Below are 20,794 nucleotides of genomic sequence, written 5' to 3' on the forward strand. Positions count from 1 at the left end.
GGCGGCCAGGAGACACCGCTTGATTCCACACAGCCCCCCTGCCGCCGCGCTGCAGACCGGCGGCGACGCCGTCGGCGCCTCGATGGTGTTCATCATGCGCCTGGTGCTGGCGCTGACCGCCATCCTGACCCTGCTGGTCGCGCCGGGCGACCTGGGCAACCGGCATGGCGCGCGCAGCCTGCTCAACGCGCTGATCTTCGGCGGCTACCTGCTGCACGCACTGGCGTTGCTGCTGGCGGCGCGACGCTACCGCAATCCCTTCTGGCACGGCAAGCTGGTGTACTGGATCGACCTCGGCTGGTTTGCGCTGATGGTGTATTGCACCGGCGGCGGCAACAGCTTCTTCTTCCCCTTCTTCTTCTTTGTGATCCTGACCTCGTCATTCCAGTGGGGCTTTGACGAGGGCGCGCGCATCACGCTGGGCGCCACCTTTGCGCTGACGCTGGCGACCTGGCTCACCGACAGCCATATCAATCACGGCCACCTGCTGCTGCGCACCGCCTTCGTGCTGGCGCTGGGCTATATGATCGCCTACTGGGGCGGCCTGGGTGTGGCGCAGCGCCGCCGCCTGAGCCTGCTGCGCGATGTCAGCCGTCTGTCCAATCCGCGCTTCGGCGTTGACCAGAGCATCGCCACCATGCTCAAGCAGACGCGCGACTTTTACCACGCCAGCAACTGCGTGCTGCTGATGCGCGACAGCGGCGAAGAACTGTGGCAGCTGCACTCGTCCGGCGCGCCGGATGGCCGCTCCTCGCTGTCGCGCCTGCCGGAGGGCGCAGCCGCGCCGCTACTGGTATTCGAGCCGCAGGCACTGGTGCAATTTGCGGCCGCGCTGCATCCGCGCCTGCCGCGCACGCTGGAGGCGCGCACCCGCGCGCCCGGCGAATCGCGCTGGCACTCGCTGCCGCCGGAGCAGCTGGAACAGCTGACCGACTTGCTCGATGCCAGTTCCTTTGTCAGCGCGCCGCTGCCGCTGCGCAAGGGCGAGGGACGCATCTACGTGGTGTCGGACCGGCACCGCTTCAGCCGCAACGATGCGGTATTTTTGCAACAGCTGGCGGCGCAGGTGTTCCCGGTAATTGAAAACATCGTGCTGCTCGATCGGCTGGCCTCGGACGCCGCCTTCCGCGAGCGGCAGAAGATCGCCCGCGACCTGCACGACACCACCATCCAGCCGTATATCGGCTTGCGGCATGGTATCAGCGCGGTGCGGCAAACCTTGCAATCGGACCACCCGCTGTCGGCCGAACTTGATAAACTGCTCGACATGACCACCCAGGTCATCGGCGACATGCGGCAGTTCGCGCGCAATGTGCGGCAAGGGGCGGCGCAGACCGATGCCGAGTTGCTGGTGGCATTGCGCCGGCAGGCGCAGCAAGTGCAACAGTTCTACGATATCCAGATTACGATACAGGCGCAGGATGGCTTGTCGATCAGCGACCGGCTGGCTGCGGAAGTGTTCCAGATCGTGAATGAAGGCATGCACAATATACGCAAGCACACCCGCGCCCGTACCGGCTCGATCAGCCTGAGCAACGCTGACGGCCAGCTGCGGATACGCATCGAAAACGAAACGCCGGAAGGTCCAACGGCGCCATTCCTGCCGGGATCGCTGGCTGAACGCAGCACAGCGCTAGGCGGCACGATAGCGGTCGATTGCGACACGCCAGGCGTCACGGCAGTCAGCATCGCCATCCCGGTATAACTGACCGAGGCAAGACCATGAGCACACCTGTCCGCATCATGCTGGTAGACGACCACAAGACCATGTTGTGGGGACTGGAAAAACTGATTGAAGGCGGCGGCAGCGACCTGCAACTGGTCGGCACCGCCAGCAACAACGACACCGCCTTGCAGCAGGCCAGCGCGCTGAAGCCGGACGTCATCGTGCTGGATCTTGACCTGGAGGGGCGCAGCTCGATCGAGATCCTGCCGCAGCTGTTGCAGGAAAATCCCGGCGTCAAGGTGATGATCCTGAGCGGCAATCGCGACCAGGGCTTGCTGACGCAGGCGGTCAAGCTGGGCGCGCGCGGTGTGGTCAGCAAGGAGGCGCCGGCCGACGTGGTGCTGAACAGCCTGCGCGCCGTGCAGCGCGGCGAAACGGTGCTCGATCCGGCGTTGATGAACGCGCTGCTGGGGCAGTTGTCGGCGCCGGTCAAGATCAATCCCGAAGCTGCACGCATCGCCTCGCTGACGCCGAAGGAGCGCAAGATCGTCGCCGTGATCGTCGAAGGCAATGGCGCACCAAACAAGGAGCTGGCGTCGCGCCTGTTCATCGCCGAGCCGACGCTGCGCAACAACCTCACCACCATCTACCAGAAGCTGGGCGTAGCCAACCGGCTGGAACTGTATGTGTATGCGACCAAACACGGCCTGCAGGCAGTGTGAGAATTGGTGACAAATGTAATGTGAGATAGTGACGTTTGTACACTGTACTCTGCGTGGCGGCTGCCTAGAATGGTTTCTATACACCACACAGAAGGAGACGCATCATGAACGCCATCCACCACTTCCTGCGCGACGAAGACGGCATCACCGCGATCGAATACGCCCTGATGGCCGCCGCCATCGCCGCCGCAATCACTGCCGGCCTGACCATCCTCGGCCCGAAGATCACCGCCTCGCTGACCTATATCTCCGGCCTGATCAAATCGTCCTGATCGTTGTCACCCTTCACCTGACAATCCGGCCTTGCGCCGGATTTTTTTTGCCTGTTACGATATGCATCCTTATTGTTCTGCAAGGATTGCAATGGAAGAAAGCTTGCGTCAGATCGCCCGTTCATCGCCATGGTTCATGCTGGCCTTGCGTGCGGCGCGTGCGCTGGAACTGCCATCCTGGTGCCTGGGTGCCGGTGCGGTGCGCAACCTCGTGTGGGACGCGCTGCACGGCTATGCGACGCCATCACAGCTACCCGATCTCGATATCGCCTACTTCGACGCGTCCGACTTATCGCCTGAGCGCGATGCGCGCTTGCAGCGGCGGTTGTCCGAAGCGATGCCGCAAATACCGTGGGAAGTGACCAATCAGGCAGCCGTGCATCACTGGTTTGCCGGCTATTTCGGCCATGCAGTGGCGCCGTTGACGTCGCTGGAAGAAGCCGTGGCTTCGTGGCCGGAGTACGCCACCTCGGTGGGCCTGTGCCTGCACGCAGACGACAGGCTGGAAGTGATCGCACCACACGGCCTGGATGATTTATTCAACTGCGTGGTGCGGCGCAACCCGGTGCGCGTGAGCGTGGAGACGTATCAGCAGCGCGTCGCACAAAAGAACTACACCGCGCGCTGGCCGCAGGTCACGGTGATAAATGTCACGACAGATCGTGACGTTCCTCCGGTGCGTTGCACAGATTAGCTGCGTAGAATGACTTTCATTGGAACACAATACCTAAAACCTGAACCCCGTTTTAGTTGATGCAGTAACCCCTTACTCAACTAACTTTTACGAGACTCATCATGAACGCAATCACCAACTTCATCCGCAACGAAGACGGCATCACCGCCATCGAATACGCCCTGATGGCCGCCGCCATCGCCGCCGCGATCACCGCCGGCCTGGCCATCCTTGGCCCTAAGATCACCGCTTCGCTGACCTACATCTCGGGCCTGATCAAGTCGTCGTAATCAGCGCCCCGCTTCACGAAAATCCGGCCTTCGCGCCGGATTTTTTTTATCTCGTACTACAACGTATGCATAACTACCCAGTGTTGCCACCGCCGTCGACAGCAACACCACGATGGCGTAACCATACCCAAGCTCGCGTGCGAATAGCAAGCCGATAGTAAAAGTGAAGAGCAAGGGGAACAACAGGGCCACCACCAGCGCGATACCCACAGCCTTCAGCACCTTCCAGTAATTCGGCCGCCTTCCCGACCATACAGAGCGCACGAACATAACAACGCTGGTACACAGTGCCAGCATGACCAGCGGCGCCACGACAGCCAGCGCGAACACTCCCAATAGATCCCTCATCGCCTCATCCCTAGCAAGCATTCCGACAGAATTTAGCACACGACAGGTGACAAATGTCATCGCATATCGTGACGTTTCTCCGGTGCGCGGCATCAACGAGCTGCGTAGAATGACCTTCATTGGCAGCACACAAGCAGTAACGCAGTACCTAAAACCTGAACCCCGTTTTAGTTGATGCAGTAACCCTTTACTCAACTAACTTTTACGAGGCTCATCATGAACGCAATCACCAACTTCATCCGCAACGAAGACGGCATCACCGCCATCGAATACGCCCTGATGGCAGCAGCCATCGCCGCCGCGATCACCGCCGGCCTGGCCATCCTGGGCCCTAAGATCACCGCTTCGCTGACCTATATCTCCGGCCTGATCAAGTCCTCCTGATTCCAGTCTCCTCGTTGTAAGCTCCTAGTAGTTATTTATCCGGAACCCAGGTTCCGGATTTTTTTTGCCTGAAACTAAACAATTACAAATGTCACTACACATCATGACGTTTATCCGATGTGAAAACGATGCCAGCCCAATAGACTGATAGCTGTATCCCTTTCCAGCACAGGAGTAGCAATGCGCAGTTCTTTCATCAAACGCAGTCTTGCCCGTTTCGTCAGCGATAACGACGGCGCCACGCTGCTGGAATATGCGCTGATCGCTGCCCTGGCTTCCGTCATCGCCATCATCGCCATCCTGGCAATCCTCGGCTCGCGTACCTGATCCAGTCGCCCTACGCTGTCACACCTGATTTGCAAGTTAAAAAAATTTCCGGAATGGTGTACGCCGTTCCGGAAATTTTCTATAAACTAAATTGTCTGCTCCCTTTTGATAAAGGCGATTCATGACCTTTTTGCCGCTCATTATCTTGTGCTGCTTTTTAGCACTGGCCGTATGGAACGATTTGCGCACACGCCGCATACCCAACGCGCTGGTGTTCGGCGGCGCCGTGCTGGGTCTGCTGTTCAATGCAGCGCTGCCTGAAGGTGATGGCCTGTTCATCCAGGTGTTCGGCGGCATCGGCATCGTGAAGGCCTTGGCCGGCCTGGCCGTTGGCTTGCTCCTGCTGTTGCCGATGTATGCGATGCGCGCACTGGGCGCCGGCGACGTCAAGCTGATGGCGATGATCGGCGCCTTCACCGGCCCCGGCGCCGTGGCTGGCATCACGCTACTGACGCTGCTGGCCGGCGGTGTGCTGGCACTGGTGGTGGCCGGCTTCAACGGCCGCCTCAAGCCGATGCTGTTCAACACCTGGCATTTGATCAAATACAGCATGCTGCGCTCGCTCGCCGGCGAGGTGCCGAAGATGGATGCGCCGGCCACGCCCAGCGGCCGCCTGCCCTACGCGGTGGCGATCGCCGCCGGCGCCGCGCCGTACCTGATCTACGGCGCCGCCACCGGCCGCAGCCTGTTCTTCTAAAGGGAAGCATGCACACCCAGCAGACGACAGAATCCCCCGCCGATGCGCGCGCGCCGCGCACCACGGACGAAACGGGTTTGCCGTTTCTGTTCCTGGTCGAGCTGTTGTCCAAGGTGTTATTCCAGCGCGGCCAGGTGCGCCTGCCTGAACTGGCTTCCCATCTGAAACTGAGTATCAGCGTCATCACGCCGCTGGTGACGCATTTACGCAACGAAAAATTGTGCGAGGTAACACGCAGCGGCGGCAGCGGCACCGATGCCGATCTCACCTACCACCTGACCGAAGCTGGCATGCTGCGCGCCACCGCCTGCCTCAATCGCAACTCCTACGCCGGCCCGGCGCCAGTAACGCTGGCGGCCTACGTGGCGCAGATGGAAGCGCAAAGCGTGCGCGATCTGCACGTCACGCGCGATCACGTCAAGACCGCCTTCCAGGATGTCGTCGCCAGCGATCACGTGCTGGACCAGCTGGGCGCGGCGATGAACTCGGGCCGCGCGATCTTCATCTACGGCCACGCCGGCAGCGGCAAAACCTTTCTGGCCGAGCGCTTGTGCAACCTGCTGCACGGCGCCATCGCTGTACCGTACGCCATCATGATTGACGGCGAAGTCGTGCCGTTCTACGACCCGGTGCAGCATCGGCCGATCGCCGGTGCGGCACCGCAGGAAGATGGCATTGACCTGCTGCGCACGCTTGACGCGCGCTGGGTGCGCGGCCTGCAACGGCCCACCGCGCTGACCGGCGGCGAGCTGACGCTGGAGATGCTCGACCTGCGCTTCGATCCCAATACGCGGCTGTATCAGGCGCCTCCTCATCTGAAAGCCAACAACGGCATTTTCATCATCGACGACCTTGGCCGCCAGCGCTGCTCGCCGCTGGAATTGATGAACCGCTGGATCGTGCCGATGGACCGTGGCGTTGATTATCTTTCCTTGCACACGGGCCTGGTTTTTCAGGTGCCTTTTGATGTGGTCGTGGTATTCTCGTCTAACTTCCTGCCGGAACGCTTATCCGATGGCGCCTTCCTGCGCCGGCTGGGATACAAGATAGAAGTACCGCCGCAAACGCCCGCCGAATATCAGCAACTGTTCCGCCAGGCCTGCGCGCAGTACGGCATTGCATTTGACGCCGCCGCCTTCGACTACCTGCTGAGCGGCCTGCATGCCAAGGACGAGACACCGCTGCTGGCCTGCTACCCGCGCGACCTGATCCGCCAGGTGCGCGATCTGGCCCGCTACGAAAGCACGCCGCCCACATTGAACCAGCGCTCGCTGGACTGGGCCTGGCAAAACTACTTTGCCGGCGCCGGCGCCCGGCGCGTCGCCGCCGACCAGCAGAAGAAGGAACGCGAACGCCGCGAACAGCAATCGAACCCGCTCAGTCAAGGAAGGCAAGGATGAGAAATACCCGTGCTCTGACAATGATAGGTGTGGCGCTCTTCCTGGCGCTGGCCGCCGTGGTGGTGGCGGCGCAATGGATCGCCGGGCAATCGGCCAGCAACAGCAACAAGGTGGCAGTGGCGCTGCTGGACATCAGCATGGGCGCACGCATCACGCCGGAACTGGTGCACATGGTCGACTGGCCGGCCAGCTCGGTGCCGCCGGGTGCGGCCACCGACATCAAGACACTGGAAGGCCGCATCACGCGCGCCAACATCCAGCGCGGTGAACCGATCAGTGAAGGCAAGCTGGCGCCGGCCGGCACGCAAGGCGGATTGTCGTCGGTGGTCTCGGAAGGCAAGCGGGCGATGACGGTGCGCGTCAACGATGTGGTCGGCGTGGCCGGCTTCGCGCTGCCTGGCAACTACGTCGACATCCTGGTCAACACGCAAAGCGACAGCAATGGCGATCACCTGGCGCGTGAACAGGCGATCTCGAAGATTGTATTGGAGCGCATCCTGGTGCTGGCGATCGCGCAGGAATCCAGCCGCGACGATACCAAGCCGAAAGTGGTCAACGCCGTCACGCTGGAACTGACGCCGGACCAGGTGGAAAAGCTGGACCTGGCGCGCAGCGTCGGCACCTTGTCGCTGGTGCTGCGCAATCAGATTGATCCGCAGTCCGCCCATACCGAGGGCGCCACCAAAACCAGCTTGCTCGGTGAAAGCGCGATCGCCACGGCGCCGGTGCGTAACACCACCACCTTGCCGACGCCGCCATCAGGGGCACCAGCACCGGCGCCAGCAACACCACGGCCACCGCCACGTGTGGAAAAGCAGGGCGACAAGGTGGAAGTCATCAAAGGTCTGGAGCGTAGTTCACAACAATTTTAAGCATTGGGAGAACGCGACTTGAGCAACGTATCTTCTGCGCCATGCCATTCCGTGCCGCTGCGGGCAACCGCCCTGGCGATATTGCTGAGCGCCGCGCCGCCGGCCCTGTTCGCCGCCCAGCAACAGGCGGCCACCTCAATTGCCACCTCAACTGCCACCTCAACCGCCAGTGCGGCAGCCGGCAAGGCCGGCACGCCGAAGGTGGCAGTCGCAGCAGCCGTCGTGGCAGCCGGCAAGGCCGGCACGCCAAAGGTGGCAGTCGCAGCAGCTGTCGCGCCAGCCGCCAGCGCGGCGCCCAGTGTCGAACTGGCGCGCGAGGTGACGCTCTCTGCCGGCAAGTCCTCACTGATGCGCCTCCCCTTCCCGGCCGCGCGGGTGGCGGTGGGGGATGCCAAGATCGCTGACGTCATCCTGCTCAATGCCAGCGAAATCTACATGCTGGGCAAGACCACCGGCTCGACCAACCTGATCGTCTGGAACCGCAGCAATCAGGCCAGCGTCATCGACATCACGGTCGGGCTGGACACGGCCGGCCTGCGCCAGCAATTCAGCGAGCTGTTCCCGAATGAACGCGAGATCCGCATCACCGTCTCCGGCAACTCGCTGATCCTGTCCGGCAGCGTAGCCGACTCGGTGCGCGCGGCGCAGGTGGTGGCAGTAGCTACCGCCTATCTGCAGCGCACAGCGCGCAGCGGCAATACCGGCGCCGCAGCAGCGCCGGATGCGGCAGCGCAGGCGGCACAAGCCGCAGCCGGCTCTGGTGCGCCAACTGCCGCCTCCGGCGCCGCCGCAGGCGCTGCGTTCCAGGCGGCGATGGACCCGATGTCCGGCCTGTCGCAAGGCGGCAGCAGCGGACGCGTCGTCAACATGTTGTCGGTGGCGGCCCCGCAGCAGGTGATGCTGGAAGTGAAAATCGCCGAGGTGTCAAAAACCCTGGTCGACCAGCTGGGCGCCAGTGTTGGCCTGAACGGCACGCGCGGCAGCTGGACCTATACCATGCTGTCGAATCTGCTCAGCGGCAATCCGTCCAAGATCGACGCTTTCAACAACGGCAGCGGCAAGTTCGTCACGCTGGACGCGCAAAAAAACGATGGCCTGGTCAAGGTGCTGGCCGAGCCGACCGTGATGGCGATCAGCGGCCAGGAAGCCAGCTTCCTCGCCGGTGGCAAGATCTTCATTCCGGTGGCGCAGGACAGCACCGGCGGCAGCAACCGCGTGTCGCTGGAGGAAAAGGAATACGGCATCGCGGTCAGGTTCACGCCGACGGTGCTGGACAACGGCCGTATCAACCTGCGCGTGGCGCCCGAGGTGTCCGAGCTGAATCGCGAAGGCATCGGCATCAGCGCCACCGGCAGTACCGCCACCGCTGTGCTGCCATCATTCACCACGCGCCGCGCCAGCACCACGGTGCAGCTGTTTGATGGCCAGAGCTTCGCCATCGGCGGGCTGATTAAAAATAACGTCACCAGCAGCATCAAGGCTTTCCCCGGCCTCGGCGAGATTCCGATACTGGGCGCGCTATTCCGCAGCAGCGATTTCCAGAATGACCGCACCGAACTGGTGTTCATCGTGACGCCACACCTGGCGCAACCGCTGCCGCCGAATCCCAAGCTGCCAACCGACGACTATGTGCAACCGAGCCGCTTTGACTTCTTCCTGAACGGGAAGATGGAAGGTGGCGCGCCGGCCCGCAATCCGCAGCCCGCCGCCGAGCCGCTTCCGCAGCAGCAGCAGCAGCAGCAGCAGCAGCAGCAGCAGCCGGGCGCGATGCCGGCCACTCCCGCCGTGCGGACCGCGCCATCCAGCGTCCCCGGCGGCATTGAATAGGAGACGCCATGCGAGCCATCATCATTGTTGCCGCCCTGCTGACGCTGACCGCCTGCGGCACCACGCCGCGCCTGGACGAACAATTCGGCAGCAGCGTGCGCCAGCTGCACAGCCAGCAGACGCTGGACAAGCACGCCATCGACAACCGCAGCCCGGTCAACGGTCTGGATGCGCAGGCAGCAGCGGCGGCCTACCAGAACTACCAGCAGTCTTTCAGCACCAAGGAAGACCAGAGCAACGCCTTCAGCATCGGCGTCGGCAAAAACCGCTGAAACACGCTAAGGAGCGGCACACTTGAAGATCACCGTCATATCCCGCGACGAACGGCAAATCGCCGACCTGATGCGCCTGCTGCGCGCACGCTCGCCGTCCGACGAAATCGATCACCTGCTCGGCAACGTCGCGCGCACCTCGGTGCTGACCGACGAACAGATGCCGGACGTGCTGATCATCGACCGTCCGCAAGTGGCGGACGACGACCTGGACAACCTGGAGCGCTTCTCGGCCCAACATCCCAACATCGCCTGCGTGGCGCTATGCATTGAGCAGGACCCGCAATTCCTGCTGCAGGCGATGCGCGCCGGCGTGCGCGAGGTGCTGCCGTCGCCAGTCACCAGCAGCGCGCTGTATCCGGCGATGGAGCGCATCGCCGAGAAGCTGGAACGACGCGGCCAGACCAGCGGCAAGGTGCTGGCCTTCATCTCTTGCAAAGGCGGCAGCGGCGCCACCTTCCTCGCCACCAACCTGGCCTACGCGCTGGCCGCCAGCGGCAAGCAGAAGGTGGCGCTGATCGACATGAATCTACAGTTCGGCGACGCTTCGCTGTTCGTCTCCGACCACAAGCCGCTGGCCACGCTGAGCGATGTCGCGCAACAGATCCACCGTCTTGATCCCTCTTTCCTGGCCTCGTCGATGCTGAGCATCACGCCCAACTACGGCGTGCTGGCGGCGCCGTCCGACCCGGCGCATGCCAACGACGTCAAGCCCGACCACATCGACGCCATCCTCAAGCTGGCACGCCGCCAGTATGACTTCGTGGTGCTGGACGTGGGCCGCAGCCTGGACGCTGTCAGCATCCGCGCACTCGATCACGCCGACATGATCTTTCCCATCCTGCAAACCACGCTGCCCTACATCCGTGACAGCAAGCGCCTGCTGAACGTATTCCGCTCGCTGGAATACGGCAAGGAGAAGATCCAGCTGATCGTCAACCGCCACGACAGGAACAGCGAGATCCGCCTGAAGGACCTGGAAAGCGCCTTCGATGCAGAAATCGCCTTCACCATCCCCAACAACTACGACTCCGCCGCCGCCTCGGTCAACCAGGGCGTGCCGGTGCTGCAGCTGGAACCGACTGCGCCGATCAGCCAGTCGCTGGCCGAGCTGGCGCGCAAACTGTCCGGCGAAGCGGCGCCGGTGCAGCAAGGCGGCTGGCTGGCGAAGCTGCGCGCACGTAAATAAAAGGAACGCATCATGAGCACCCCGGTCTCCCTGCGTGAACGCCTTGAAAACACCGACATTCGCGGCTCCGGCCAGCGCGTGCAGGGCGGCATCGACAACCGCGCCTACCAGAAGCTGAAGCAGCGACTGCACGCCGCCCTGCTTGACCGCGTCGACCTGGAAAGCATGCAGCGGCTGACGCCTGACCAGATCCGCGTCGAGCTGCGCAACCTGGTGGAAAAGCTGCTGGAAGAAGACGCGGTGGTCATCAACGATGCCGAACGCAAGACGCTGACGCGCGACATCCAGAACGAAATGCTGGGCTTCGGCCCGCTGGAGCCGCTGCTGGAAGATCCCACCGTATCCGACATCCTGGTCAACACCTACCGCCAGATTTACGTCGAGCGGCGCGGCAAGCTGGAACTCACCGACGTCACCTTCAGCGATGACGCCCACCTGATGAAGATCATCGACAAGATCGTCTCGCGCGTCGGCCGCCGCATCGATGAATCCAGTCCGATGGTCGACGCCCGGCTGCCGGATGGCTCACGGGTCAACGCCATCATCCCGCCGCTGGCGATTGATGGCCCGATCATGTCGATCCGCCGTTTCTCGGCCGACCCGCTGCGGCTGGCCGACCTGGTGGCCTATGGCTCGATGACCGCCGACATGGCCGAAGTGCTGCAAGGGCTGGGCAAGGCCAAGGTCAACATCGTCATCTCCGGCGGCACCGGTTCCGGCAAGACCACCATGCTGAATGTGATCTCCGGCTTCATCAATCCAACCGAACGGGTAGTCACGATCGAGGATGCGGCCGAGCTGCAACTGCAACAGCCACACGTGGTGCGGCTGGAAACGCGGCCGCCGAATATCGAAGGCAAGGGCGAAGTCACGCAGCGCGCGCTGGTGCGCAATGCGCTGCGCATGCGCCCTGACCGCATCATCCTCGGCGAGGTGCGCGGTGCCGAAGCGCTGGACATGCTGGGCGCGATGAACACCGGCCACGAAGGCTCGATGGCCACCATCCACGCCAACACACCGCGCGATGGCCTGACACGGCTGGAGAACATGGTGTCGATGGCGGCTGCCAGCCTGCCGACCAAGGCCATGCGCCAGCAGATCAGCAGCGCGGTTGGCGTGGTGATCCAGGTGTCGCGCCTGACCGACGGCAAGCGCAAGGTGATGTCGATCCAGGAAGTCACCGGCATGGAAGGCGAAATCATCACCATGCAGGAAATTTTCGCCTTCAAGCAGACCGGCCTGGCGGAGGATGGCAAGGTGCTGGGCCACCACACCGCCACCGGCATCCGTCCGCGCTTCATCGAGCGGCTGCGCAATTTCGGCGTCAACATCGGCACCACCGTGTTCGATCCATCGGGGCACTGATCATGGACCTGCGGCTGCCGCTGTTTATTCTGCTGATCTTCGCCGCCGTGGCGCTGCTGGTGTGGGGCGCCTACACCGGCTGGAACAATGCGCGCGGTCCCGAGGCCGAACGCATCGCACGCCGCCTGCGCAATGCCATCGGCGACAGCGGCAGCGAGCTGGCGGTGTCGATCACCAAGGAACGCACACTGGCGCAGGACGCCGGCATGCAGCAATTCCTGTCCGCCATTCCCGGCATCCAGAAGCTCGACCGGCTACTGCTGCAAACCGGGCGTGGCATGACCGCCGCACAGCTGTGTGCACTGATAGCCGGCTGCTTTCTGATCGGCTTCATTATCGCCAGCGGCATGCGCCTGCCGTGGTTCGGCCGCCTGTTGCTGGGTGCCGGCATCGCCGCACTGCCGGTGCTGGAAGCCATGCGCGCCAAGCGCAAGCGCATCCTGCGCATCGAATCGCTGCTGCCGGACGCGCTTGACATGATGGGCCGCGCCATGCGCGCCGGCCACGCCTTCCCCACCGCGCTGAAAATGGTGGGCGAGGAAATCCCCGACCCGCTGGGCGCCGAGTTCCGCATCGTCTTCGATGAAGTCAACTTCGGCGTGTCGATGCCGGACGCGCTGATGAACCTGGCGCTGCGCGTGCCCAGCACCGACCTGCGCTACTTTGTTATCGCCGTGCTGATCCAGCGCGAGACCGGCGGCAACCTGACCGACCTGCTGGCGTCGATCAGCGCCATCATCCGCGACCGCCTCAAGCTGCTCGGCCAGGTCAAGGTGATGTCGGCCGAGGGCCGCATGTCGGCCTGGGTGCTGGGACTGATGCCGTTTGCCGTCGGCGGCCTGGTGTCGGTGGTGAATCCCGGCTCGCTGGAAGTGCTGTTCACCGATCCCGGCGGGCGCAAGATGCTGGGGGTGTCGGCCGCGCTGATGTTGATCGGCATGCTGGCGATCCGCAAGATCACCACCATCCGGATATGAGGCGCGCACCATGACCATCATCCAGATCATGTTCCTGCTTGTCGTCTTCATCGCCGTGTTTGGCGGCGTGGTGCTGGCGATCCGCCTGTTCACCGCCAACCCGGTCAAGGACAGGCTGGAAGCGCTGCACGACCGTAGCCAGGTGACGCGCAAGAGCGCCGTCTGGATCGAGCATGTGGTCAACCTGGCGGCGCCGCTGGCCAGGCTGTCGTTGCCCACCGAGGGCTGGGAAAACTCGCCGGTACGCATGCGCTTCATCAATGCCGGCTGGCGCACGCCATCAACGCCGGCGCTGTTCTTCGCCGGTAAAACCGGGCTGGCGGTGCTGCTGCCGCTGATCGTCTTCCTCTACCTGAGCAGCAAGGCAGTGGCCACCGACGGCAACGTCAAGCTGCTGTGGATGGTGGTGTCCGGTGGCCTCGGCTACTACCTGCCCAACGTGGTGCTGAACCACGTGGTGAAGACGCGCCAGCGCGACATCTTCGAATCCTTCCCCGATGCGCTGGACCTGATGACGGTGTGCGTTGAAGCTGGTCTGGCGATGGATGCCGCACTGGCCCGCGTAGCCAACGAGATCGGCCTGAAAAGCGTGGTGCTGGCCGAGGAGATGCAGCTGGTGACGCTGGAGCTGCGCGCCGGCAGCGCCAAGGACAAGGCCTTGCGCAACCTGGCGCTGCGCACCGGCGTCGAGGATGTCGACGCGCTGGTGACGATGCTGATCCAGGCCGACCGCTTCGGCACCAGCATCGCCGACTCGTTGCGGGTGCAGTCGGAACAGCTGCGCACCAAGCGCCGCCAGCGCGCCGAGGAACACGCGGCGAAGATTTCGCTGAAGCTGCTGTTCCCGCTGATCTTCTTTATCTTTCCGAGCCTGCTGGTGGTGCTGCTGGGTCCCGCCATGCTCAATCTGTACCGCAACCTGCTGCCGGCCATGGCCGGTAGCAACTGACCAGGAGTGATTATGATCGTCCGCCGGATCGATACGCTGTACCGCTACCTGTTGGCTCTGTTCTGCGCCATGCTGCTGGCCGCCTGCGGCGGCGGTGGTGGCGGCAGCAACGGCTGCACCACCATCGATCCGAACCGCGATCCCAACCTGCCCGGCTGCGGCACCAATGGCGGTGGCAGCACCGGCAAGCCGACCATCACGCTGACCGTCACCGATACCAGCGGTGCACCACTGACCAGCATCGCGCCGGGCGGCGGCGCCACGCTGACCGCCGTGCTGAAAGACGCCAGCAACCTGGCCGCGCCGAATGTGGTGGTGACCTTCACCAGCACCGACAAGAGCGCCGTTTTCTCGGCCGCCAACGGCAGCGTGGTCAGCGACAGCAACGGCAAGGCCACGGTACAACTGAGCCCTGGCGCCGCCACCAGCGCCGGCAGCTATGTGATTACCGCCAGCGCCACTGTCAGCACCATCCCGCTGTCGGCCAGCGCCAACTACACGGTCGGCTCCTCGCCCGGCACCAGCGGCAGCCAGCTGACCTTTGTCTCGGCAACGCCGCAAACCATCGCGCTGAAGGGCACCGGCGGCGCCGGCCGCCAGGAAAGCGCCATCGTCACCTTCAAGGTGCTGGACAGCGGCGGCAATCCGGTCGCCGGCCAGAATGTCAGCTTCGCGCTCAACACCACGGTCGGCGGCATCACCTTCACGCCAGCCAGCGCCAGCAGCAACGCCGCCGGATTGGTGTCGACCACCGTATCGTCGGGCACGATCAACACGCCGGTGCGCGTTACCGCCACGCTCAACGGCAGCATCACCAGCCTGTCCGACCAGCTGGTGGTGTCGACCGGCGTGCCGGAGCAGAACAGCTTCTCGCTCAGCGCCGTCATCAAGAATATCGAGGGCGGCCAGTTCAACGGCTGTACCGCGCCGACCGGCACCGTCATCACCGCGCGCCTGGCCGATCACTTCCACAACCCGGCGCCGGACGGCACTGCGGTCAGCTTCACTGCCGAAGGCGGCAGCATCGACGCCTCCTGCCTGACTGGCCTGATCCAGACCACCCAGCCGGATGGCAGCGTGCTGACCACCAAAGGCTCGCCGGGCGAGTGCACGGTGCGCTTCTGCGCCGGCAATCCACGCCCTGCCGATGGCCGTGTCACCATCCTGGCCTACGCGCTGGGCGAGGAAAGCTTCAGCGACAGCAACGGCAACAACCGCTATGACGCCGGCGAGCCGTACACCGACCTGGGCGAGACCTTCCGCAATGACCGCGCCGTCACCGATGCGAATGCCAATGGCCGCGACGATGCCTACACCACCGGCAACGCGGTACGCGCCAGCGGCGAGCAGTACATCGATTCCAACGCCAACAGCAGCTGGGACCAGAACGGCAATGGCGTCTACAACGGCGTGCTGCAAACCGCGCCCAACGTCAACACCGGCAATACCAACACCGTGCATGTGCGGCAATCGCTGGTAATGGTGCTGTCCAACAGCACGCCAAGCATCCAGCTAATCACCAGCAACAGCGCCACGCCGGTCTTGCAACTGCTGTCCTGCGTGAACAGCACTCCCTACACGCCCACCACCTTGTCGTTCAAGTTCGCCATCCGCGACAACAACCCGACGGTGTTCGCCACCAACCGCCGCGCCGACCATCCAAACGATGCGGAATGGCTGGCCGACCGCCCCGGCAATCCGCTGCCGGCCGGCACGCGGATTGCCTTTGCCTCCACCAACGGCACGCTGGTCAGCCCGGTGAACTACGTGGTGCAGAACACCAGCGAGGCTGATTCCAGCGCCTGGATCTACGAGGTGCTGATGGTCAGCGATGCGGTGCAGGATTCCAATCTGGGTTGCAGCAATCCGATCGGCCGCGGCGCGCTGACCATCACCGTGACCACGCCCAACGGCACCGTCACGCAAACCAGCTACACCGTCGTCGACTAAAGCCCAGCCATGGACAGCCAGCCGCCCGCGCCAGCGCAGCCAGAACCGCAGCCAGTGCCATATGCCGACGGCCGCCTGCACGCGCGGCCCGACCTGCTGCGGCAGATCGCTCACCAGCGCCAGCCGGCGCTGAACGCTGGCACGCACCAGTTGTCGTTTGCCGATGGCCGCAAGGCGGTGCTGCATGTGCCGCCGCACCTGGACTCCGGCGCCGGCGCGCATGGCGCAGGGCTGCACCTGCTGTTGCTGCTGCACGGCGCCGCTGGCCAACATGGCGGCGGCGATCATATCGCGCTGGCGCATGCGATACGCCATGGTTCGCTGCTGCTGATTCCCGATGCGCTGTCAAGCAGCTGGGATTTTTTGCGCGGCGGATTTGGCGCCGACCTGGCGTTCATCGACCGCGCGCTGTTGTGGACCATGCAGCGCTACGAGGTCGACGAACAGGCGATGGCGATTGCCGGCTTCTCCGATGGCGCTTCGTATGCGCTGTCGGTGGGGCTGATGAATGGCCATCTGTTCAGCGATATCCTGGCGTTTTCGCCGGGCTTCATGGCGCCGTTGCGGCGCGAGGGGCAGCCGCGCGTGTTCGTCTCGCATGGCAAGGAGGATCAGGTGCTGTCGGTCAAGCGCGGCCACGACATCGCGCAACAGCTGGCGCAGGAGGGCTATGACGTGACGTATGAAGCATTCGACGGCGCCCACATCGTCTCGCCGCCCATCGCACGCGCGGCCCTGCACCGGCTGACGGAGTAGACGCTCAGGCCAGGCAGACGCGATTGCGGCCTTCCGACTTGGCCACGTACAGCGCCTTGTCGGCGGCCTCCACCAGCATGCTGGCCAGGTGCACGCCGCGCTGCGGTGAAATGGTGGCCACGCCGGCGCTCAATGTCACCTCGCCAAACGGGCTGCCGTTGTGCGGCATGTGCAGCTGCTCCACCGCGTGACGGATACGCTCGGCCACCGCCTGCGCACCGTGGATATCGGTATTCGGCAGCAGGATGCCCACCTCCTCGCCGCCATAGCGCGCGGTCAGATCGCCGGGGCGCTTCGGCGTCAGCGCGCGTATCAATTTGCTGACCGCACGCAGCACCTCGTCGCCGGCGCTGTGGCCATACAGGTCGTTATACTGCTTGAAGTAGTCGACATCAATCATGATGAACGCCAGCGTATTCTGGTGCCGCATCGCGCGGCTGAACTCATTGCCAAGCGTGACATCGAACTGGCGCCGGTTGGCCAGCCCGGTCAGGCCGTCCGACATCGCCTGCCGCTCCAGCGTGCGGTTGGCGCTTTCCAGCGCATCGCGCGCCTGGCGCAGTTCCGCTTCGGCCTGCGCGCGCAGCTTGATCTGGTCGACCAGGCGCTTGCCGAAAAAGCCGATGAACGCCGCCAGCAGCACCACCGCAGCTGAACGCGTAAACGTATCGCGCCGCCAGCGCTCCAGCATCTCCTCGCGTGACAGCGCCGCCGTGACGAACAGCGGATAATGTTCCAGCGGGCGGAAGCTGTTCAGCCGCACGTCGCCGTCATGGAAGGAGCGGAAGAAGGCGTTGCCGGTGCGCGCCGGTCCCGCCAGGCGCGAATAGTGGCGGAACAAGTCGCTGTCATGCATGCTGCCGCCGATGCGCGTGCTGTCAAACGGCTGGCGCAGCATCAGCACGCCGTCGCTGGACAACAGGGCCACGGCGCCGCGCGCGCCCAGGTCAAAGCTTTCATAGAAGCGGCGGAAGTAGTCGATGTCCAGCGTCGCCAGCACCACGCCGCCAAAACTGCCGTCTGGCTTGTCCAGGCGGCGCGACACCGGCATGATCCACTTGCCGGTGGAGCGGCTGATCACCGGCCGCCCCACATGCGGGCCGCGCTGCGTGTGCGTGCGATGGTGGATAAAGTACTCGCGGTCGGCGTTGTTGTAGGCCTGGCTCAGCACACCGCGTGAATTGACGATCCAGCGCCCATGCTCGTCGTAGACGAACAGCCCGACCAGTTGCGGCAGGTTGTCCACCTGCGCGCGCATCTGCTGTTGCAGGCGCGCCAGCACCTTGTCACTCTGGCCGTCGGTTTCGATACGCTCCACGATGTCGGCCAGCGCGATATCGGCGGCCTTGATGGTGTCGTCGGCCTGCTGCGCCATCGCACGCGCCAGGTTGGCGCCCTGCCGCTCCATCTCCTGTAGTTGTTCGGTACGGGCGTGGAAGCTACGCCAGACGTCGACGCCGACCAGCGACAAACAGACCACGCTGACAAAAACCGTGGCCCAGAACGTGATGGGGAAACGCTTGAACATAAGGTGGCATGCAGGGCGTGGCACTCCCTGCTTTATACAACAAAACCGGCGCCTGTGCCGTTCAGCCTGCGGCCAGCATCGGTTGCAAATGCTGCCACGCCAGATCCGGCGTCAGCTTGACCATGCAATCCTGGTGGCCCAGCGGGCACTCGCGCTGCTTGCATGGCGAGCAATCGAGGCGCAATGAAATCGATGCCGCCAGGTCGGAGAACGGCGGCGCGTGATCCGGGTCGGTCGGGCCGTACAGCGCCAGCACCGGACGGTTCAGCGCCGAAGCGATGTGCAGCAGGCCGGAGTCGTTGGCCACCACCGCCGCCGCGCGGGCGATCAGCGCGATTGCTTCGGCCAGGCTGGTGGTGCCGGCCAGGTTGAACACCGAGGCGCCAGCCGGCAAGTCCGCCGCCACTTCCTCGCAGGCTTGCTTATCCTTGGGCGAGCCGAGCAGCGCGATCTGGGTGGTGGCATCGCGCGCCAGCACCGCTTGCGCCAGGCCGGCGAAATGGCGCGCTGGCCAGCGCTTGGCGCCGCCGAATTCGGCGCCGGGCGCCATCGCCACCACCGGCCGCGCCGGATCGAGGCCGCAGCGTTCCAGCACTGCTGCAATCTGCGCCGCGCTGGCCACCAGCCTCGGGCGCGGCAAGGCGGCGCGCAATCCCGGCCCCTGCACCGTCACCGGCGGCTTCGCCAGCGCCGCGTAGAAGGCCACCATCGGCCGTGGCGGCGCTTCGTCGTGATGCATCAGGTTGATCATGCCGTAGCGGCTTTCGCCCTTGTAGCCGACCCGCTTGCGGATGCCGGCCAGCCACGGGATCAGCGCGTACTTGATGGTATTCGGCAGTACGTAAGCATCGGCATAACCGCGCTTGCGCAGCATGCGGGCGAACTTCCAGCGCTGCTTCAGTTGCAGCGCGCCGTGGCGGAACGGCGTCTCCAGCACTTCGTCGACTTCCGCCACCTGGCGCCACACCGGCGACACGGCTGGCGGCGCCAGCACGTCGATCGGCCGCTCCGGATGGGCGGCGCGCAGCAGTTGCAGCAGCGGCTGCGCCATGACGGCGTCGCCGATCCAGTTGGGGGAAATAATCAGGGTACGCAATGCAGTCACTGCTGGTTCTCCTTCGCGTTCAGGCACAGTCCCGCCAGCAGGAACAACATCATCGCGTAAAACAAATTGCTGCGCATCGACCAGAAGATCACTTCCGTCAGGCCAAAACTAAAGTAACTCAACACCAGCAGCATGCCGGCCAGTGCCGGCGCGTTCAGGTGGTCGCCGCATTGCAACTGGCGGCGGAAGAACAGGAACGGTGCCACCAGCGTCGAACCCCAGGCCAGCAGCCCGACAACGCCGCCGTACACCAATACCTGCAGCAGGTCGTTGTGGAAGTGGTCGAAATCCAGCACATACGGATGGGCGCGGCCTTCGGCCACCAGCTGTTCCAGTTCGGCGCGCACGGTCGGGACGCTGGCGCCGGCCAGCGGATGCTTTTCGATCAATTGCAGCGCGCTGCGCCACAGCTCCAGGCGGATGCCGACGCTGGTGTAGCTTGGGCCGCCGTTGAAGTAGTGCTGCACATCGCTGATGCCTTCGTCGATGCGCTCGCGGGCGCCGGTCTGGGGAATGAAGTAAGTGCTCACCACCAAGGCCAGCGCCAGCAGCGCCAGCGCCTTGCGCCAGCGGCCGTGCAGCACGTGGCCGAAGCGCACCAGCAGCAGTACCGAAAAGCCGATCGCCAGCCAGCCGCCGCGGGTGCCGGTGGCGATCGAGCCGGTCAGCCCGGCCAGCGCGCCCAGCGCCGGCCACGCCGCGCTGCGGCCGGCAAAGTCCAGCGTCGCCGCCAGGCACATCAGGCCCAGGCACAGCATGATGTCGCCAAAGGTGATCGAATTAATCAGGCCGCCGGGACGATCGACGCCCATGCCCCAGCGCTGGTAGGCGATGAACAGGCAGCCGGCCACCGCGCCGGCGATCAGCCCCCACCACAGCGCCTTGCGGCTGGGACGGCAGGCCAGCACGGTCAGCATGACGCTGCTGGCAGCCAGCATGCGCAACGGCTTTTCCAGATCGCGCATGCGGCCGTCGCCGTTCATCAGGCCCAGCAGCACGGCCAGCAGCAAGACCGCGCTGAACGCTATCAATACGCCGCGAATGTCAGTAAGATGGCGCACCAGTTCCGGCCAGCCCCGGCGCCGATACACGAAGGCGGTGACCAGAAAGGCAAAACTGCATAGGCCGACACCAAAATTGGTGATCAGCAGCAGGAAGGGAAACAGGAAAATCAGGCTGTGGATCAGGACAGTGCTGGCGCGGGACTGGGTGGTATTATTCATTC

22 protein-coding genes are annotated in these 20,794 nt (G+C 64.1%); 18 read left to right on the forward strand and 4 right to left on the reverse strand.

Going from position 1 to position 20,794, the window contains the following annotated elements; translation table 11 throughout:
• Window positions 1-19 precede the first annotated feature (19 nt).
• From BLS51_RS09295 to BLS51_RS09315, 5 genes are all read left to right on the forward strand, one after another.
• Window positions 20-1,705 carry a GAF domain-containing sensor histidine kinase gene (locus BLS51_RS09295; protein ID WP_090181294.1) on the forward strand — a complete coding sequence of 562 codons (1,686 nt, stop codon included), beginning with the start codon at window positions 20-22 and terminating at the stop codon, window positions 1,703-1,705.
• A 17-nt stretch (window positions 1,706-1,722) separates the two neighbouring features.
• Window positions 1,723-2,388, forward strand: a complete 666-nt coding sequence (locus tag BLS51_RS09300) for a response regulator transcription factor (protein WP_229207490.1) — start codon at window positions 1,723-1,725, stop codon at window positions 2,386-2,388.
• A 104-nt stretch (window positions 2,389-2,492) separates the two neighbouring features.
• Complete coding sequence (locus BLS51_RS09305) at window positions 2,493-2,660, forward strand: Flp family type IVb pilin (protein ID WP_090181291.1); 168 nt, start codon at window positions 2,493-2,495, stop codon at window positions 2,658-2,660.
• Between the two features lie 91 nt (window positions 2,661-2,751).
• Window positions 2,752-3,354 (forward strand): nucleotidyltransferase family protein, encoded by a 603-nt coding sequence (locus BLS51_RS09310; RefSeq protein ID WP_229207489.1) that lies wholly within the window; start codon window positions 2,752-2,754, stop codon window positions 3,352-3,354.
• Window positions 3,355-3,455: 101 nt separating this feature from the next.
• Window positions 3,456-3,623: a Flp family type IVb pilin gene (locus BLS51_RS09315; RefSeq protein WP_154360730.1), complete on the forward strand. Its 168-nt coding sequence runs from the start codon at window positions 3,456-3,458 to the stop codon at window positions 3,621-3,623.
• Here BLS51_RS09315 and BLS51_RS09320 read toward each other — a convergent pair whose 3' ends face one another.
• The gene (locus BLS51_RS09320; RefSeq protein WP_090285705.1) at window positions 3,624-4,031 is read right to left on the reverse strand and encodes a hypothetical protein; all 408 of its coding nucleotides are present in this window, start codon (window positions 4,029-4,031) and stop codon (window positions 3,624-3,626) included. It lies immediately after the preceding gene.
• Between the two features lie 156 nt (window positions 4,032-4,187).
• Between BLS51_RS09320 and BLS51_RS09325 the strand changes: the two genes are divergently transcribed.
• From BLS51_RS09325 to BLS51_RS09380, 13 genes are all read left to right on the forward strand, one after another.
• Window positions 4,188-4,355: a Flp family type IVb pilin gene (locus BLS51_RS09325; protein ID WP_154360730.1), complete on the forward strand. Its 168-nt coding sequence runs from the start codon at window positions 4,188-4,190 to the stop codon at window positions 4,353-4,355.
• A gap of 180 nt (window positions 4,356-4,535) precedes the next feature.
• Window positions 4,536-4,682 carry a Flp family type IVb pilin gene (locus tag BLS51_RS29270; RefSeq protein WP_139168678.1) on the forward strand — a complete coding sequence of 49 codons (147 nt, stop codon included), beginning with the start codon at window positions 4,536-4,538 and terminating at the stop codon, window positions 4,680-4,682.
• Between the two features lie 121 nt (window positions 4,683-4,803).
• Window positions 4,804-5,379: an A24 family peptidase gene (locus BLS51_RS09330; protein WP_090181286.1), complete on the forward strand. Its 576-nt coding sequence runs from the start codon at window positions 4,804-4,806 to the stop codon at window positions 5,377-5,379.
• Window positions 5,380-5,387: 8 nt separating this feature from the next.
• Window positions 5,388-6,779, forward strand: coding sequence for an ATP-binding protein (locus tag BLS51_RS09335; protein WP_090181284.1), 1,392 nt, complete (start codon window positions 5,388-5,390; stop codon window positions 6,777-6,779).
• On the forward strand, window positions 6,776-7,651 hold the full coding sequence (gene cpaB / locus BLS51_RS09340) for a Flp pilus assembly protein CpaB (RefSeq protein ID WP_090181281.1): 876 nt from the start codon (window positions 6,776-6,778) through the stop codon (window positions 7,649-7,651). The genes BLS51_RS09335 and cpaB overlap by 4 nt, the downstream gene beginning before the upstream one ends.
• Before the next feature lie 18 nt (window positions 7,652-7,669).
• The gene (locus BLS51_RS09345; protein ID WP_229207487.1) at window positions 7,670-9,478 is read left to right on the forward strand and encodes a type II and III secretion system protein family protein; all 1,809 of its coding nucleotides are present in this window, start codon (window positions 7,670-7,672) and stop codon (window positions 9,476-9,478) included.
• Between the two features lie 8 nt (window positions 9,479-9,486).
• Window positions 9,487-9,750 (forward strand): hypothetical protein, encoded by a 264-nt coding sequence (locus BLS51_RS09350; protein WP_090181278.1) that lies wholly within the window; start codon window positions 9,487-9,489, stop codon window positions 9,748-9,750.
• A 22-nt stretch (window positions 9,751-9,772) separates the two neighbouring features.
• Window positions 9,773-10,939, forward strand: a complete 1,167-nt coding sequence (locus tag BLS51_RS09355) for a CpaE/TadZ family protein (RefSeq protein WP_090181276.1) — start codon at window positions 9,773-9,775, stop codon at window positions 10,937-10,939.
• 12 nt (window positions 10,940-10,951) lie between these two features.
• Window positions 10,952-12,304: a TadA family conjugal transfer-associated ATPase gene (locus tag BLS51_RS09360; protein ID WP_090181274.1), complete on the forward strand. Its 1,353-nt coding sequence runs from the start codon at window positions 10,952-10,954 to the stop codon at window positions 12,302-12,304.
• A 2-nt stretch (window positions 12,305-12,306) separates the two neighbouring features.
• A complete protein-coding gene (locus tag BLS51_RS09365) occupies window positions 12,307-13,281 on the forward strand; it encodes a type II secretion system F family protein (RefSeq protein ID WP_090181271.1) in 975 nt (324 codons plus the stop codon).
• A 10-nt stretch (window positions 13,282-13,291) separates the two neighbouring features.
• On the forward strand, window positions 13,292-14,230 hold the full coding sequence (locus BLS51_RS09370) for a type II secretion system F family protein (RefSeq protein ID WP_090181269.1): 939 nt from the start codon (window positions 13,292-13,294) through the stop codon (window positions 14,228-14,230).
• A 12-nt stretch (window positions 14,231-14,242) separates the two neighbouring features.
• Window positions 14,243-16,180, forward strand: a complete 1,938-nt coding sequence (locus BLS51_RS29675) for an Ig-like domain-containing protein (RefSeq protein ID WP_090181267.1) — start codon at window positions 14,243-14,245, stop codon at window positions 16,178-16,180.
• Between the two features lie 9 nt (window positions 16,181-16,189).
• Window positions 16,190-16,936, forward strand: a complete 747-nt coding sequence (locus BLS51_RS09380) for an alpha/beta hydrolase (protein ID WP_090181264.1) — start codon at window positions 16,190-16,192, stop codon at window positions 16,934-16,936.
• Window positions 16,937-16,940: 4 nt separating this feature from the next.
• On the opposite strand, the gene BLS51_RS09385 is transcribed toward BLS51_RS09380, so the two are convergent.
• The 3 genes from BLS51_RS09385 to BLS51_RS09395 all read right to left on the reverse strand — a co-directional run bounded on the left by BLS51_RS09385 (window position 16,941) and on the right by BLS51_RS09395 (window position 20,792).
• Window positions 16,941-18,464 carry a sensor domain-containing diguanylate cyclase gene (locus BLS51_RS09385; RefSeq protein ID WP_090181262.1) on the reverse strand — a complete coding sequence of 508 codons (1,524 nt, stop codon included), beginning with the start codon at window positions 18,462-18,464 and terminating at the stop codon, window positions 16,941-16,943.
• Window positions 18,465-18,525: 61 nt separating this feature from the next.
• Window positions 18,526-19,569, reverse strand: a complete 1,044-nt coding sequence (gene waaF, locus BLS51_RS09390; protein WP_090181260.1) for a lipopolysaccharide heptosyltransferase II — start codon at window positions 19,567-19,569, stop codon at window positions 18,526-18,528.
• Window positions 19,566-20,792, reverse strand: a complete 1,227-nt coding sequence (locus BLS51_RS09395) for an O-antigen ligase family protein (RefSeq protein WP_090181258.1) — start codon at window positions 20,790-20,792, stop codon at window positions 19,566-19,568. Before BLS51_RS09395 ends, waaF begins: the two co-directional genes overlap by 4 nt.
• Window positions 20,793-20,794: the final 2 nt, after the last annotated feature.

It is taken from the genome of Duganella sp. OV510 (genome assembly GCF_900100205.1).
Classification (GTDB): Bacteria; Pseudomonadota; Gammaproteobacteria; order Burkholderiales; family Burkholderiaceae_D; genus Rugamonas.

Excerpts from the sequence above, each read along its gene's own strand:
- BLS51_RS09320 (WP_090285705.1), bottom strand. The coding sequence starts at position 4,031 with ATGACATTTGTCACCTGTCGTGTGCTAAATTCTGTCGGAATGCTTGCT.
- BLS51_RS29675 (WP_090181267.1), top strand. The coding sequence starts at position 14,243 with ATGATCGTCCGCCGGATCGATACGCTGTACCGCTACCTGTTGGCTCTG.
- BLS51_RS29270 (WP_139168678.1), top strand. The coding sequence starts at position 4,536 with ATGCGCAGTTCTTTCATCAAACGCAGTCTTGCCCGTTTCGTCAGCGAT.
- BLS51_RS09395 (WP_090181258.1), bottom strand. The coding sequence starts at position 20,792 with ATGAATAATACCACCCAGTCCCGCGCCAGCACTGTCCTGATCCACAGC.
- BLS51_RS09360 (WP_090181274.1), top strand. The coding sequence starts at position 10,952 with ATGAGCACCCCGGTCTCCCTGCGTGAACGCCTTGAAAACACCGACATT.
- BLS51_RS09380 (WP_090181264.1), top strand. The coding sequence starts at position 16,190 with ATGGACAGCCAGCCGCCCGCGCCAGCGCAGCCAGAACCGCAGCCAGTG.
- BLS51_RS09325 (WP_154360730.1), top strand. The coding sequence starts at position 4,188 with ATGAACGCAATCACCAACTTCATCCGCAACGAAGACGGCATCACCGCC.
- BLS51_RS09370 (WP_090181269.1), top strand. The coding sequence starts at position 13,292 with ATGACCATCATCCAGATCATGTTCCTGCTTGTCGTCTTCATCGCCGTG.
- BLS51_RS09350 (WP_090181278.1), top strand. The coding sequence starts at position 9,487 with ATGCGAGCCATCATCATTGTTGCCGCCCTGCTGACGCTGACCGCCTGC.
- BLS51_RS09300 (WP_229207490.1), top strand. The coding sequence starts at position 1,723 with ATGAGCACACCTGTCCGCATCATGCTGGTAGACGACCACAAGACCATG.
- BLS51_RS09365 (WP_090181271.1), top strand. The coding sequence starts at position 12,307 with ATGGACCTGCGGCTGCCGCTGTTTATTCTGCTGATCTTCGCCGCCGTG.
- BLS51_RS09305 (WP_090181291.1), top strand. The coding sequence starts at position 2,493 with ATGAACGCCATCCACCACTTCCTGCGCGACGAAGACGGCATCACCGCG.
- cpaB (WP_090181281.1), top strand. The coding sequence starts at position 6,776 with ATGAGAAATACCCGTGCTCTGACAATGATAGGTGTGGCGCTCTTCCTG.
- BLS51_RS09310 (WP_229207489.1), top strand. The coding sequence starts at position 2,752 with ATGGAAGAAAGCTTGCGTCAGATCGCCCGTTCATCGCCATGGTTCATG.
- BLS51_RS09315 (WP_154360730.1), top strand. The coding sequence starts at position 3,456 with ATGAACGCAATCACCAACTTCATCCGCAACGAAGACGGCATCACCGCC.
- BLS51_RS09330 (WP_090181286.1), top strand. The coding sequence starts at position 4,804 with ATGACCTTTTTGCCGCTCATTATCTTGTGCTGCTTTTTAGCACTGGCC.
- BLS51_RS09335 (WP_090181284.1), top strand. The coding sequence starts at position 5,388 with ATGCACACCCAGCAGACGACAGAATCCCCCGCCGATGCGCGCGCGCCG.
- BLS51_RS09385 (WP_090181262.1), bottom strand. The coding sequence starts at position 18,464 with ATGTTCAAGCGTTTCCCCATCACGTTCTGGGCCACGGTTTTTGTCAGC.